Source organism: Saccharothrix violaceirubra (assembly GCF_014203755.1).
Classification (GTDB): Bacteria; Actinomycetota; Actinomycetes; order Mycobacteriales; family Pseudonocardiaceae; genus Actinosynnema; species Actinosynnema violaceirubrum.
In genome coordinates, this window is sequence record NZ_JACHJS010000001.1 from 4,514,366 (window position 1) to 4,527,681 (window position 13,316).

The 13,316-nt window shown below is 68.5% G+C and carries 13 protein-coding genes and 1 pseudogene; 7 read left to right on the top strand and 7 right to left on the bottom strand.

Annotation, left to right across the window (positions count from 1 at the left end):
* Positions 1-63 precede the first annotated feature (63 nt).
* The 3 genes and pseudogenes from F4559_RS20765 to F4559_RS20775 all read left to right on the top strand — a co-directional run.
* Complete coding sequence (locus F4559_RS20765; protein ID WP_184676036.1) at positions 64-1,497, top strand: helix-turn-helix domain-containing protein; 1,434 nt, start codon at positions 64-66, stop codon at positions 1,495-1,497.
* Positions 1,494-2,093, top strand: a complete 600-nt coding sequence (locus F4559_RS20770; protein ID WP_184671114.1) for a YdcF family protein — start codon at positions 1,494-1,496, stop codon at positions 2,091-2,093. The genes F4559_RS20765 and F4559_RS20770 overlap by 4 nt, the downstream gene beginning before the upstream one ends.
* 182 nt (positions 2,094-2,275) lie before the next feature.
* A pseudogene (locus F4559_RS20775) lies at positions 2,276-2,506 on the top strand (Imm1 family immunity protein); the annotation flags it as partial.
* A gap of 36 nt (positions 2,507-2,542) precedes the next feature.
* Here the strand turns inward: F4559_RS20775 and F4559_RS20780 are convergent.
* The 6 genes from F4559_RS20780 to F4559_RS20805 form a co-directional block, all read right to left on the bottom strand.
* Positions 2,543-3,283, bottom strand: coding sequence for a glycosyltransferase family 2 protein (locus tag F4559_RS20780; RefSeq protein ID WP_246445283.1), 741 nt, complete (start codon positions 3,281-3,283; stop codon positions 2,543-2,545).
* The gene (locus tag F4559_RS20785) at positions 3,268-3,723 is read right to left on the bottom strand and encodes a DUF6884 domain-containing protein (RefSeq protein ID WP_184671116.1); all 456 of its coding nucleotides are present in this window, start codon (positions 3,721-3,723) and stop codon (positions 3,268-3,270) included. The genes F4559_RS20780 and F4559_RS20785 overlap by 16 nt, the downstream gene beginning before the upstream one ends.
* A gap of 487 nt (positions 3,724-4,210) precedes the next feature.
* The gene (queC, locus tag F4559_RS20790) at positions 4,211-4,933 is read right to left on the bottom strand and encodes a 7-cyano-7-deazaguanine synthase QueC (protein ID WP_184671118.1); all 723 of its coding nucleotides are present in this window, start codon (positions 4,931-4,933) and stop codon (positions 4,211-4,213) included.
* 7 nt (positions 4,934-4,940) lie between these two features.
* Positions 4,941-5,348: a hypothetical protein gene (locus tag F4559_RS20795; protein ID WP_184671120.1), complete on the bottom strand. Its 408-nt coding sequence runs from the start codon at positions 5,346-5,348 to the stop codon at positions 4,941-4,943.
* A 1,290-nt stretch (positions 5,349-6,638) separates the two neighbouring features.
* Positions 6,639-6,974 (bottom strand): DUF6355 family natural product biosynthesis protein, encoded by a 336-nt coding sequence (locus F4559_RS20800; RefSeq protein WP_184671122.1) that lies wholly within the window; start codon positions 6,972-6,974, stop codon positions 6,639-6,641.
* Positions 6,975-7,096: 122 nt separating this feature from the next.
* Positions 7,097-8,035, bottom strand: a complete 939-nt coding sequence (locus tag F4559_RS20805) for a nucleoside hydrolase (protein ID WP_312865736.1) — start codon at positions 8,033-8,035, stop codon at positions 7,097-7,099.
* Between the two features lie 81 nt (positions 8,036-8,116).
* On the opposite strand from F4559_RS20805, the gene F4559_RS20810 reads away from it, so the two are divergent.
* The gene (locus tag F4559_RS20810) at positions 8,117-8,668 is read left to right on the top strand and encodes an LOG family protein (RefSeq protein ID WP_184671126.1); all 552 of its coding nucleotides are present in this window, start codon (positions 8,117-8,119) and stop codon (positions 8,666-8,668) included.
* Here the strand turns inward: F4559_RS20810 and F4559_RS20815 are convergent.
* Positions 8,644-10,971, bottom strand: a complete 2,328-nt coding sequence (locus F4559_RS20815; protein WP_184671128.1) for a tetratricopeptide repeat protein — start codon at positions 10,969-10,971, stop codon at positions 8,644-8,646. The genes F4559_RS20810 and F4559_RS20815 overlap by 25 nt on opposite strands.
* A gap of 191 nt (positions 10,972-11,162) precedes the next feature.
* On the opposite strand from F4559_RS20815, the gene F4559_RS20820 reads away from it, so the two are divergent.
* The 3 genes from F4559_RS20820 to F4559_RS20830 all read left to right on the top strand — a co-directional run bounded on the left by F4559_RS20820 (position 11,163) and on the right by F4559_RS20830 (position 13,212).
* The gene (locus F4559_RS20820; RefSeq protein WP_184671131.1) at positions 11,163-11,780 is read left to right on the top strand and encodes a prepilin peptidase; all 618 of its coding nucleotides are present in this window, start codon (positions 11,163-11,165) and stop codon (positions 11,778-11,780) included.
* 56 nt (positions 11,781-11,836) lie between these two features.
* Entirely contained in the window at positions 11,837-12,379 is a 543-nt protein-coding gene (locus F4559_RS20825; RefSeq protein WP_184671133.1) for a hypothetical protein, read from the top strand.
* A gap of 317 nt (positions 12,380-12,696) precedes the next feature.
* A complete protein-coding gene (locus tag F4559_RS20830) occupies positions 12,697-13,212 on the top strand; it encodes a hypothetical protein (protein ID WP_184671135.1) in 516 nt (171 codons plus the stop codon).
* Positions 13,213-13,316: the final 104 nt, after the last annotated feature.

Consider the following 13,316-nt stretch of genomic DNA (forward strand, 5'->3'; position numbering starts at 1 on the left):
CCAACATCAAGAAGGCTGCGAACAAGAGGCCGCAAAGGAGTTTTGTGGCCGTTTCGGGAGGAAATGAACGTGAGTGTGTCCGGTGCCAAGCGGGAGGCGTTCGCGGCTCGGCGTGGGGCGATGGGGTTCACCCAGGAAAGCCTGGCGGAGGCGGTCGGCGTGGAGTTTTCCACCGTCGGGCGTTGGGAACGTGGTGTTCTGACCCCTCAACCATGGCGCCGCCCTCGCCTGGCAAGGGTGCTGAAGGTTTCCCTCGAAGAGTTGGACGACCTGCTCGACCCCGACGTGGCCGGTGTCCCGGTGAGCAACTCACTACAGGTAGCGGAACATCAGACGGCTCCAGGGAAGCCTGACAACGGCAGATTTGGCCAGTCGGGCACCGCGCCCGTTCCGGGGAATGAATTGCAGGAGGCTGACGTAGGGAAATCGCCCTCCCCGGTCAAGTCGAGTGAACCGAACCGCCGAATTTTCTTGAAAACCAGCGGAATCACCGCAATCGGAGCCACTCTATCCACGCCGCCCGCAGTGCTGCAGGCGCTGGAAATTGTGACTTCACAGGATGCCGACACTCTCGACATCGCGGCAGATTGCCTCGAAGAACTAGTCTGCCACTACTCCGAAAAACTACCCGTCGCGCCGCCGTCGGAGGTGTACGGCGACTTGCTCGCAGTAAGAAAATTTGCCGATTCACTGTTGGTCCGATCGGATTCTTCGACTCGCCGACGCGCAGACGTGATTGCCTCCACCGGCTGGATATCAAACCTCCTTGCCGTCGCGACAAGTTATATGGGTAATCACGGGTCGTCGCTCGTATGGTGTCTCGACGCGGAACGACACGGCCACAACTCGGGAAATCGCGACATCGCAGCATGGGCGACCTTCACTCGGGCGACGATGGCCTACTATCAAGGGCGGACCAATAGCTCGGCCGAGTTGAGCGGAACTGGTCAACGGATCGCATCACCGGGAACGGTGGTATTTGCCAAACTGGCTTCCCATGAAATGCGTTCCGTTGCGATGGTCGGAGATGTCAGAAGGATGCAAGAAGCCAAGAAGCGCGCTACGGCAGCGATTGAGGGGCTGCAAGCATCGACCACGAGGAGCGGCGTTTTCTCGATCGCACTTTCGGAAGATCCGCCGTATACGGCTACGTCGCTGCTACTTCTACAGCGGTTCGAAGAGGCCGCCCTCGCCACGGAAAGGGTTATCGAGACTGCATACGGGGCCGATGCGGGCGACCATGGCGGCCTGTCGTCCAACCATTCGCGGACCCTGTTGATTCTTGGACTTGCCAGGGCTGGAATCGGCGATGTCGATGGCGCCGTCGCGGCAGGACGTCAGGCCCTTGACGGGAGCGTGGTGTGGCCTACGCTCGTACTTGCCCGAAAGCTCGACCAGGCCCTGATGCGCACCCACAGATCCCTTCCCGAAGTTGTCGAGTACCACGAACTATGCCGGAGTTTGGCGGACAGTGTCACAGTCGGAGGGAACGAATGAACGGGGAGCGGTACACAAGTGCGCAGGTCGCCGCGATCACGGATTATGTCGATGTGACCGCGCCACCACCAGGAATTGCGGCACACTTTATTTTCGGAACCAATCAGGCGACGCCGGTCGACCTGGTGGTCGACCGGTACAACAAGGGACTGGCGCCACTCGTCATCGCCACGGGCGGAGTGAACCGGCGCAACGGAATTGTGGAGGCGCGCGAGTTCCGTCGTCTGCTTCTCGAAAACGGGGTGAACGATTCTGGCATCCGACAGGAGGACCGGTCGGCGAACACCTGGCAAAATGTCGAGTTCTCCTTGCCGTATCTCCGTGAAGCCGTGGATCGCGATCTACCCGTCGCCGTCGTATGCAAGTGGTACCACCGCCGCGCCATCCACTGCCTTCGTACGCTGTTTCCTGATGCGAGAGAAATCTATGCGATCACTTACGAGCCGATCTATTCCGATGTCCCGATCACTCGCGAAAACTGGTATGAACACCCGGACGGAAATCGGCGAGTGATCCGAGAGTGGGACGAGGTTTCACGCCGTGTCGCCGATGGAACTTTACAGCCGCTTCGCCGCTCTCGCGGCGCGTGGCGGTGACAATCGATGCTCGTCAAGCGGAAAGTCTCGGCCGGGCCATTCGGTCCGAACGGCTGCGAGCGAATCTTCGGCGGAGGAAAGAAGCCACCCTGGTGACGTTGCAGGCCATCTTCGACCGGGAGACTGCCGGGAACCCGGTGATCATCCGTACCCGGGACGAACTCGACGTCGTGATCGAGCGCGTGCGCGCGCTCTCGGCCGGCCACCCGTGTCCGGCGATCGTGGAGATCACCGATGCCGACGATCCCTGGAACCGGCCGTTCGTCAACGCCGGGATCGGCGAGCATCGTGGCTTCGTGCAGGAGAACTGGGAGCCTCCGCGGGCGACCCTGGGCGATCCGGGCGTTGAAGGCGTGGTGGTCTACGACATCCAGGGAAATCGTGCGGAGATCCCGGCAGACCAGGAGGTCTCGCTGGACGTGGTCCGCGAAGTCCTTGCCGCGCACCTGTCAGGGGGAGGTCGTGCACCTGACGACTTCCCGCTTCTCCGCGTCGTCGACCAGGTCGACGAAGTCGCGGCTGGCGTCGAGCGGACGTCCGTCCAGGGACTCGGTCAGCGTGATCCCGCTGTAGGGCAACACGGTGTCCACCGGCGGGCGCCACACGACCCGGTGGTCGGCACCCAGATGCGGAGTGCCGTCGAGGATCGCGGGATCTCGTGAGTACGTCTCGTAGGGCAGGTTGTGGCGGAACCCGACCAGCACGCTGGTGTCCGTGGCGCGGGCAGCGACGTCGGTGACCACGTGGCGCGGGACGACCATGTCGCCGTCCAGGTACAGCACCGTCTGCCCGCGCGCGAGCACGGTGCCGACGTTGCGCGCGGTGGCCGCGCCCATCCGACGGGGAAGCCGCACCGCCCGGTCGACCCGTCGATGCCGGGTCGCGATCGTGAACGTGTCGTCGGTGCTGGCATCGTCCACGACGACGACCTCGAACGGGTACCGGTGGTGCTGGTCGTCCACCGCGTCCAGCACGGTCCGCAGGCAGTAGCCGACCTGGTGGGCGGGGATGACCACGGTGACCGTGCGCGCGTCGGCTGTGCGGCAGTCGGGTGGGGTGGGCCGGTGCCAACCGATCCCGTCCGCCGACGCCTCCCACAGGCGGGTGCTGAACCCGTGGTCGTTGCCGTGCCGCACCAGCTCCTCGCCCAGCGGCACCGGCTGGTCCGGCGCGGTCACAACCATCCCCATTCCGACAGCACCGCGCTGGTCCCCGACCAGTCCAGCGGGTCCGGCAACAGGGTGATGCACTCCGGCATCCGGTCGAACAGGCATGAGACGGCGGACTGGTACAGGGGTTCCAGTGCCACCAGCACGTGTCGCACCGTGCGCAGGTCGAGGTCCAGGTGCGGGGCCACCCGCGAGCGCAGCGCCACGGCGGCGCCGAGGGTGCGCAGCTTGCTGTCGTAGGTGCCGACCAGGTCGTCGGGGCGCAGCAACCCGTACGCGGCGGACAGGATGCGCACCCGCGCCCGGTACTCGGGCGCGAGGCCTCGCAGGCGCGGGACAAGTGCTCCCTGGTACAGCTCGGCGGCCGGGACCGGGGTGGTGGTGACGAGCTTCTCCCTGCTGCACGAGACGACGATCAGCCCCTTGGCGGGCGCAAGTCCGGTGTGGAGGGTCGTGGTCACGACGTGCGTACCACCCTCATGCCGATGCCGGGTGAGGCCAGTTCGACAGGGGCGGCGTTGAGGAACGTGGTCCGCGCGTACAGCCGGGAGCGATGAGTAGGAACCACCGCGGTCGGGAACCGGATATGACAAAGCGGGCCAGGCCGCCACGTCCCTTCCGCCAACTGGCCGGCGAGCCTGGGAAGGAGTCTGGTCGCGCACTCGCGCAACTGCCCCAAGGTCATCCCGTCCGCGCCCGGAGCAGACAGGCGCCGCCCGCACTGGCGCAACGCGATGCGCAGATGCCGCTCGTCCAGGTGGGGCATCAACGAGTGTGTCCGGCGTACAGGGGTTGCCGTCGTGGTATCCGGGTGCGCTAGGGTCGGAATCGCTTGGGCGGCAGGCACGATCCCCCGATCACCGTGACGAGGTTCGCATCCCGACACGCGCGAGCCGTGACCGGAGGAAAGACGGCCCCGCTCAGGTCCGGAAACCCCGGGGCCCACGGTCATGACTCCTCCGATGCCTGCTCGGCCCGGTACACGGTCGGGTCTTCGATGTCGTTGCCCCGGAACGCTTCCCGGCGTTCGGTGCACGTTCCGCAGGTGCCGCAGTGCGTGTCCCCGCCCCGGTAGCAGGACCAGGTGAGCGCGAACGGCACACCCAGCGCCTTCCCGACGCGGACGATGTCGTGCTTGGTCAATGCCAGGAACGGGGCCATCACCTGGAACCCCGGCGCCAGCAGGCCCTCATTGGCCGCCCGCGTGCTGCGGGTGAACAGGTACACGAACTCGGGTCGGCAGTCGGGGTAGACGGCGTGGTCGCCGCCGTGCGCGCCGAACGCCACCGCGTCGGCCCCCAGCCCGACGGCGTAGGAGACCGCGATGTCGAGCATGATGGCGTTGCGGTTGGGCACCACGGTGACAGCCATCGAGCCGTCGGTGTAGTGGCCGTCCGGCACCGCCACCGTCCTGTCGGTCAACGCCGAACCGGTCGTCAGCTCACCGAGGCAGGTCAGGTCGACTATCCGATGTGGACTTTCCAGTTGCCGTGCGATCCGTGCGGCGTGGTCGAGTTCGACGCGGTGCCGTTGCCCGTAGTCGAACGAGAGCAGGGTCAGACGGCTGTGTCGGGCGGCCAGCCAGTAGGCCAGGACGGTGGAGTCGATGCCTCCGGAGGCGATGACGACCGTGTGCTCGGGATGGCGGCGCGCCGTGTTGTCGATCGACATGGCCCGGTCACCAGGCCCCGGTCAGGGCGCGGCGGATCGCGCCGACCAGAGCCGCCCACTCGGGAAGCGCGGCGCCTTCCTCGGGGCATTGCACCCATCGCGAATCCTCGTGGTGGGTGGAGGGGAACGGGATGGAGCCGGGGTCGTCGTACCACCAGACCTTCGCGGCGATGAGGTCGGCGATGGTCGACTGGCTCATCGGTGTGCGTGGTCCGGTCAGAAAGATCCAGTCCACGCTGTTGCGTCGTGGTACGGCGATGATCGGTGCGCGCAGCATGGACTGGACGAGTCGGTGGTTGACCTCGCCGCCGAATCCGGCGCGCATGACCAACGCGCCCAGCAGACGGTCCTCGCCCGCGTCGGGATCGAGCCCGGTCGACTGCGGTGGTGGGCCTGTGATGGTTGCCGTGCTCATGCGGAACACACCTCCGTGGCAAAGGGGGTTGGCACGGCGGAACCGGGGCGCCTTCGAAGGGTTGGCCCCGGCCCCGCCGTCGATCGGATGGCGTGGCGACAACGCCACGCGGGCGACGCCTGGGAATGCCTGAAGTCCTTGCCGGTAAGGGATTCGGCGTCAGCCGTCAGAGTTTCCGGACGGGCGGGTCATCGCGAATGAGTCCCAGCCCGTGTGTTCCGGCGGTCCTCACCGCCCGCCGCAGCGCACGCGTAGGAGGCCGCTTCGGCTCGCGCCAGTGCCTTCCCGCCCGCGCCGCGAGCCGATGCCGTCCGACGCCGGCCTTGTGCGCATCGGGTCGTGGGGACCGCAACAGGAGGCCGAAGAACACCAGGGGCATGGTCGTGGTGAGCACCATGACCGGTGACATCACACGGTCCCTGTCCGAGTCGGGGAGGCCGCGGCGGAACCGGCCGGGGTCCCGGTTCCGCCGCGACATGACGGTGAAGCGGGACGTCCTGCGACGGCGGGAGGATGTCCGTCGCCGTACCGCGTCACCGTGCTCGCCGTACCGTCGACTTCTTCGCAGGGAAGGGTTCCACCGGGCGCGGAGGTGGCGGCCCCTGCGGCGGCCAGGGTGATGACGGAGAGGAACCGTTCGGCTTCGGCAAGGTCGAGCGTGGCCACCTCACCTGGAGGTGCCACCAGCACGACCGTCGAACCGCGCACGAACACCATCACGCCCCGAGGGCGGCCTACGACGTCGTGGCACGTCGTCACCCAAGGGCTGCTGCTGTTGTTCATCGTGCGCCACCGCCCTGGGCGGTGGTCCGACTCCGTACCCACACCGGCTGCACGAGGAAGAGCTGCACAGCGAGCTTGGTCTGTGGGCATCGCGGAACCGGAGGTTCCACGAATCGCTGGGAGAGCTTCATCGTCCACTCCGGTGGTCAGCGAGTCCCGATTCATTTGTGTCCCCGACGCGGGCATGGCCGTTGACCGTGCCGACGCGGGCGGCGTCCGGTGGTGCCGGAACCGTCCGGCTGTCGTGGACCCCGCTGACACAGACAAACACCCGGCGCGCGGACGAACCATGGCGTTCACGCACCGTCGATACGACGTCGACCTGGCGTCCTATGGGTTGACCTGCGGATACGACGATCCCGACGGTCGGCTCCGTCCGGGTGAAAGCGAATGGGACCGTCCGGATATCGGAAAGGCGGCGACGGCCAGAAAGTCCGTCGCCGCCTGGAACAATATTCGGCCGCGGACGGCCGGACCAGTGGTCGTTTTCGTTTGTCTCACCGGTTGTCAGGGCTGGGTCAGCGAGCAGATCCGGTGGTCGCCGAGGTCGAGCAGGGTGGGAGGGGTGGTGACGTAGTAGGCGTTGACGACCCGCTCGTGCGGCCAGAACGGCAGTTCGGTCCAGGGGCCGAGGCATCGCGTGTAGGGCCCGTGGTCGGTGTCGACGCGGACGAGGACGAACGAGTCGGCGCAGTGGCGGTAGACGGCGGTGGCGCCGTGGTGGTGATCGGGGTTGACGGACGTGAACCCGCAGACGGCGGGCAGCGCCGACGCCGCGGTCGGGCTCGCCGTGCCCAGCACGACGGCAACGGCAGAGATAAAGGCGGATCGTGTGTAGGACATGGTGTCTCCGGGCGTGGCTCGAATCCTGTCGATGGGTTCGAGCGTTCGCCTGGTGACGTCCGGGTGGCAGTGTTTCCCGTTGCCCTGCCTCGCGGAGTAGGAATACCCGCCGAGCCGAAGGCTCAGGTGAGCGCGGAGAGAAGCCTGTCCAGGACGATCGGGGCGTCGACGGCGGTCGCGACGGCGACGGGCGCGCGGTCGGTGATGACGCCGGGAAGGTCGGCGTCCTCCGCGAGGAGGCGGAGGTCGGCGACGAGCCGGCCGCGGGTGTGGGTGCCGGTGAGTTCGACGGCGACAGGCAGCATGCGGTGCTCGGCGAGGGCGGGGTCGAGGGTGAGGACCGCAGCCAGCGGGTCGTGGAGGGTGTACTCGGGGCGGCCGAGCACGGTCTCGTAGAAGGTGCCGTAGTGGCGCAGGATCGCGGTGGCGAACCGGGCCCGCCGGGTACCGGCGTGGGCGAGGGCGTCGTACCAGGCGCGGTCGGCGCGGACGGATTCGGTGACGTCGAGCGGGACGAGGGTGAGGTCGAACCCGGCGGCGAGGACGAGGTCGGCGGCTTCGGGGTCGTGCCAGAGGTTGGCTTCGGCGTACGGGGTGATGTTGCCCGGCACGGCCAGCGCGCCGCCCATCGCCACGACCCGGCCCACCAGGTGGGGAAGCTCGGGTTCCAGGAGCAGGGCGAGGGCGAGGTTGGTCAGCGGGCCGAGGGCGAGCAGGGTGAGTCCGCCGGGATGGTCGCGGGCGAGGCGGACGAGCTGCTCGGCCGCCGAGGTTCCCGCCAGGTCCCGTGTGGATGGTGGTCCGGGATGTCCGCCGAGCCCGTCGGGGCCGTGGACGAACTCGGCTGTGTGCAGGGGTTGGGCCAGTGGGCGGGCCGCGCCGACGGCGACGGGGACGTCCGGGTGGTCGGCGATGTCGAGGACGCGCAGGATGTTGAGTGCGGCCTGGTGTGCGGTGGTGTTGCCGTGGACGGTGCCGATCGCGACGATCTCGACCTCGGGGCGGGTGGCGAGGTAGAGGATGGCCAGGGCGTCGTCGATGCCGGGGTCGGTGTCGATCACGAGGCGCACCCGTTCACCCAATCAGCCGGTGTCCGTGCCCGCCATCGCCCGATGGAGCGGTCGGAGCCGTAGGTTCGCCGGGTGCGCATCTGTGTCTACTGCGGGTCCTCCGACGCCTCGCCCCAGTTTCTCGCCGCCGCCGCCGCGGTCGGTCGGACGTTGGCCGAACGCGGGATCGGCGTGGTGTACGGGGGCGCCCGAATCGGGACCATGGGCGCGGTCGCGGACGCCGCGTTGGCGGCCGGCGGCGAGGTTGTCGGGGTGATCCCCGGGTTCCTGGTCGACCTGGAGATCGCCCACACGGGGCTGACCGAACTGCGGGTGGTCGGGACGTTGCACGAACGCAAGGCGTTGATGTTGGAACTGTCCGACGCGGTGGTGGCGTTGCCCGGCGGGACGGGGACGTTGGACGAGCTGTTCGAGGCGTGGACCTGGGCGCAACTGGGCCTGCACGACAAACCGGTCGGGGTGCTCAACCTCGACCGGTTCTACGACCCGCTGGTGGCGATGGTGGACGGCATGGACACGCACGGATTCCTCAAGCCCACGGCACGGGATCGGCTGCTGGTGGAGGACGATCTGGACCGGTTGCTGCACCGGATCGGCGGTCACCGCTCGCCGGACCGCGCCTGACCGATCGGAGCCGTGTCCGGCGGTGACGGCCTGGGCGACGGGGTCGTCGGGTCGAGGCGTCGACGGACGGCGTCGGCACGGGGGTCGTCCAGTTCGTCGAGGATCGCCAACGCGATCCGCCACTGGTCCGCGGCCCTGCCATGGGCGCCTTCGGCGAGCAGGGCGTCACCGAAGGCGATGTGCGTGTCGGCCTCGCCCCAGCGGTCTCCGCTCTCCCGCCGTGCCCGCAGTCCCTGGTCGAACCGGCGTGCGGCTTCGTCGTGGCGGCCCAGCAGGTGCAGGGTGCTGCCGATCCTGGTCAGGGTGAACCCCTGGCCGAACCGGTCGGCGGCGGCGTCCATGACGGTCAGCGCGTCGGACAGGTACCCCAACGCCTGTTCGGGATGTCCCGCGAGGCGGGCCGCCTCACCGAGACCACCGAGTGCGATCGCTTCGCTGTACCAATCGTCGACCCGGCGGAACAGCGTGAGGGCGTCGGTGAACCGGGTGATCGCGGCGTCGGGGCGGCGCTGTTCCAGATCGAGGAAGGCCAGCGCGACCGTCGACCACGCCTGCCCGGTAACGTCCCCGATCTCGACGCGCATCCGCAGCGCCTCGTGGCTCATGACCTCGGCCTGCTCGCGATGGCCGCGCTCGCGGTAGGCGTGGGACAGGTTGTTGAGCACCCACGCCTGCCCGAACACGTCACCACCGGCACGTGCGGCGGCCAGGCCGCTCTCGTGCGAGGCGGACCAGGCCGACCAGTGCTTGCGCAGGTAGAAGAAGTTCCACTGGCACACCGGCAGCTTCCACGCCCGGTCCCACAGTCCCGCACGGTGTGCGTCGTCGGTGACCGCGACGATGTTGGGCAGTTCGCGCTCGCACCACTGCAACGCCTGTGTATAGGTCCACCCTTCCGGCGGGGAGGGCACGCCCGCGACGGGCGGTCCGAGTTCCGGGTCGCGCCGGTGGGGAGCCAACACCTGGTTGGCAGCCCGGGAGGTGTGCAGGTACCAGTCGACCATGCGCGTGGTCGCGGCCAGTGCCTGGGCAGAGTCCTCCTCGGAGTGGACGCGTTCGACCGCGAACGCCTTGAGCAGGTCGTGTTGGCGGTACCGGTGTTTTCCCACTTCCTCCAGCAGTCGCAGCGCCACCAGGCGGTCGAGCGCCCGCACCGCGTGCGACAGTTCGATGCCGGCGAGCGCGGCGGCGGCCTCGGCGGAGAACGCGTCTCCGGAGTGCAGGCCCAGCAGTCGGAACAGACGCGCGTCCTGGGCGTCGAGCCCGGCGTAGGACCAGGAGAAGACGGCGCGGATGTTCCCGGCCTCGCCGGAGAGCACGTCCAGGCGGTGGTCGATGGCGGACATCTCGTCCGCGAGGTCGGCGAGGCTCCCGTGCGGGTGGACGATCGCGTGGTTCCCCGCGATCCGCACGGTCAGCGGCAGGTAGGCGCACATCCGCAGAATCCGCGCTGTGGCCTCGGGTTCCGTGTCGACCCGTTCCCTGCCGACCACCTCGCGCAACAAACCGGCCGCGGCGTCCTCGTCCAGCGCGTCCACGTGCACGCACACGGCGTCCTCGTGCACGGCCAACGAGGACAACCGACGCCTGCTGGTCACCACCACCAGACTGTCGGCCGATCCCGGCAACAGCGGTCGGACCTGGTCGTCGTCGAGGGCGTTGTCCACCACCAGCAGCGTGCGGGTGTCGGCCAGCACGGTCCGCAGCATCGCCGTCCGCCGGTCCGGGGTGGTCGGGACCTCGGCCGCGTCCACCCCGAGATCGCGCAACAACCCCTCCAGGACGGCGAACGGGTCGACCCGGCCCGAGGTGCCGTGCCCGGCCAAGTCGACGAACAGGATGCCGTCCGGGTAGTCGTGACGGACCCTGTCCGCCCAGGCCACGGCACACGCGGTCTTGCCCACCCCGCCCTCTCCGTCGAGCGCGATTACCGGTGCCCGACCCGCGCTGCGCGACCGGGCCAGCACGCGGTCCAACTCCTCCAGCAGCCCGTCGCGCCCCATGAGAGGGACCGGCCTGGGCAACTGCGCCGGAACCCGACGCGTCGTCGGGTTCCGGGCGGGTTTCCGGCCCACGTCCACCAGCGCGGTCAGCACGTCGTCGGCGCCCAACGCGGCATCGCAGGCACGGGCGAACTCCGGACTCGGTGATTTGATCCCGTTCTCGACGTTCGCGATGTGGCTGGGGCTGTAGTGCGTGCGGTCGGCCAGGTCACGACGGGACATGCCCGCCGCTTTCCGCAACCGCTGCAACTCGCCCCCTATATCCGTCGCCTCCGGAGCCTTCTTCCCTATTCCGTTCACCAGAGCAACCTTCCCCCCTTGTTCCCCCGCACCTGCCTGGCCATCGTGGTCACAACCGGCGGACAACGGGTCCTCGGCGAAACCGACGATATGCGGATCATGGCCTCCCGGACGGTGTCCGAGTCGTGATTTCGCATGAATCTTCACTCGAACGAGGCCGGTTTTCCGACTCGTGGAACGGAGAGGTGATCATGTCCGGTGGTATCTGGCCATTGGTGGGAGCGGTCGCCGCACCGCTCATCGCCTCCAGCGGGCCACGCCAGGCGATCGTCGCCGTGTTCCCGCCGCGAGGCCGGTCGGTGTGGGAGATCGCCGCGATCGGCCTGTCGCTGGCCGGTGCCCTGATGGCGGTGGAGAACAGGTTCGCCGGATCGCCGCTCGCGGACGCCTGGTGCTGGCTGGTCCTCGTCGGCGCCTGGCTGGCCTGGTCCGACTGGGTCCGCCAGCGGATTCCCACATTCGGCACGGTCGCGCTCGCGGTGGTCGGACTCGCGCTGCTCGCACGCTCCGGCGACGACCAGGCCCTGATCCGTGCGGTCGTGGCGGCGACCGTGGTGTTGATCGCGGCGATCGCCGTGGCGACGGTGGCTTCGCTCGGCGGCGGCGACGTCAAACTCCTGGCTGCGGTGAGTGCCTATACCGGGTGGTGGGGATGGTCGCACGTCCTGACCGCCGTGATCGGCGCACTCGTCCTGGCGGCGGTGACCGGAGTGGTCCTGCTGATTCTCGGTCGAATCACGCCCGGCACGCATATAGCCGTTGGGCCCGCAATCATCGGCGGCGCGTTGTCGTCGGTTCCGGCACTGTGAGGTGAACCGCCATGTGTCTGCCGTTCGTCCACGACGATCCCGAATTGAGGAAAGACATGCCGCGATTCCAGGCCCTCGCGACCGTGATCGTGGTGGCGATCGTCCTCGCCTCCTGCGGGCCCGCCATGCCGACGGACACCCCACACCCGACAACCACCACCGAGACCATCGACGCGACGACTGCGGAACACGGTGACACCACCGCCGGACAAGCAGCCCTGACCGCCTACCGGGGCATGTGGAAAGCATTCGCCTCGGCGGGTACGACCGCCGACTGGACCTCCCCGGAACTGGCCCGATACGCAGGCGGGACCGCTTTGTCCACGCTCACGACCGGGTTGCGCGACGACCGGCAGCGCGGGGTCGTGTACCGCGGCGAGCCGACATTGCATCCGGAGGTCGTGGCCGCCGCGCCGACCAGCGTGATCGTCGAGGACTGCGGCGACTCCACGAACTGGACCAGCCACGACGCGGCCACGGGCGACGAAGTCGACCGGGAAGAGCGCGGGCGACGTCGGATCGACGCGGTGGTCGAACTGCAAGGTGACGGGCAGTGGCGTGTCACGGACTTCGGCGTTCAGGCGGTGGGATCGTGTTGAGGACCCTCGGGGCGGTGTCAGCCGGTGTCGTGTTGATCGTCGTGGTGGCGCCGGTCGCCACTGCCGGGCCGTGGAGCAGCGTGGACTGTGCGCAACACCCCACAGCTGCCTGCGAACTCGCCGCCGGCACCACCTCGTCTTCGCACACCGGAACAGTGTCGGGTTCGGCGATCACCACACCGCCGCACCTCGAACAGCACGCCGAACCATCGTGTCGAGAGATCCCGGTCGACCTGCCTCCTCCCGACACTGCGACGACGCCGGGCAGGTGGGTCGTGACGAGATGCGGCCCGGACGGCAAAGACTTCCAAGGTCTCATGTGGACTCCCGCGGACGACACCGGGACGACGAGCCTGGATTCGCCGGAGTCGCTGGCGCACGCCGCGTACGACCGTCTGCAACCGCCCACGCCGGTGATCGTCGCGAGTCCACCGGGTGATCAGTTGGTGAACCTGCCGACGTGGTTGTGGATCGACCAATGGAAGCCGGTGTCGGCGTCGGCGTCGACCCCCGGGGCGTCGGTGGCGGCGACCGCGACACCGACCTCGGTGACGTGGACGACGGGTGACGGAAGCACCGTGACCTGCGTCGGCCCCGGCACGCCCTACACGGTCGGAATCGACCCGATGTCGACCTCGCCCGACTGCGGCCACGTCTACCGCCGCTCCTCGGCGAGCATGCCGGGGCAGACGTTCCCGGTGACGGCCACGGTGCACTGGACGGTGACCTGGTCCGGCGCGGGGCAGGACGGCACCTTCCCGGACATGACCACCACCGGCAGCGCCGGTTTCCGCGTCGCGGAATCGCAGGCGTTGAACACCAGCGGCGGCTGACCACCCCGTCCCCACCGGTCCACCAGCCACGGCAACGCCCACACCGGTTCCGCTCGCTGATCACCCTTGGGCGACGCGGCGCACTGCCCCATGCCTTCGGAGGT

Bases quoted from the DNA above. Each gene is read 5' to 3' on its own strand.
- F4559_RS20830 (WP_184671135.1), top strand. From the start codon at position 12,697: ATGTGGACTCCCGCGGACGACACCGGGACGACGAGCCTGGATTCGCCG.
- F4559_RS20765 (WP_184676036.1), top strand. From the start codon at position 64: ATGAACGTGAGTGTGTCCGGTGCCAAGCGGGAGGCGTTCGCGGCTCGG.
- queC (WP_184671118.1), bottom strand. From the start codon at position 4,933: ATGTCGATCGACAACACGGCGCGCCGCCATCCCGAGCACACGGTCGTC.
- F4559_RS20780 (WP_246445283.1), bottom strand. From the start codon at position 3,283: ATGGGGATGGTTGTGACCGCGCCGGACCAGCCGGTGCCGCTGGGCGAG.
- F4559_RS20825 (WP_184671133.1), top strand. From the start codon at position 11,837: ATGCCGCGATTCCAGGCCCTCGCGACCGTGATCGTGGTGGCGATCGTC.
- F4559_RS20795 (WP_184671120.1), bottom strand. From the start codon at position 5,348: ATGAGCACGGCAACCATCACAGGCCCACCACCGCAGTCGACCGGGCTC.
- F4559_RS20800 (WP_184671122.1), bottom strand. From the start codon at position 6,974: ATGTCCTACACACGATCCGCCTTTATCTCTGCCGTTGCCGTCGTGCTG.
- F4559_RS20770 (WP_184671114.1), top strand. From the start codon at position 1,494: ATGAACGGGGAGCGGTACACAAGTGCGCAGGTCGCCGCGATCACGGAT.
- F4559_RS20820 (WP_184671131.1), top strand. From the start codon at position 11,163: ATGTCCGGTGGTATCTGGCCATTGGTGGGAGCGGTCGCCGCACCGCTC.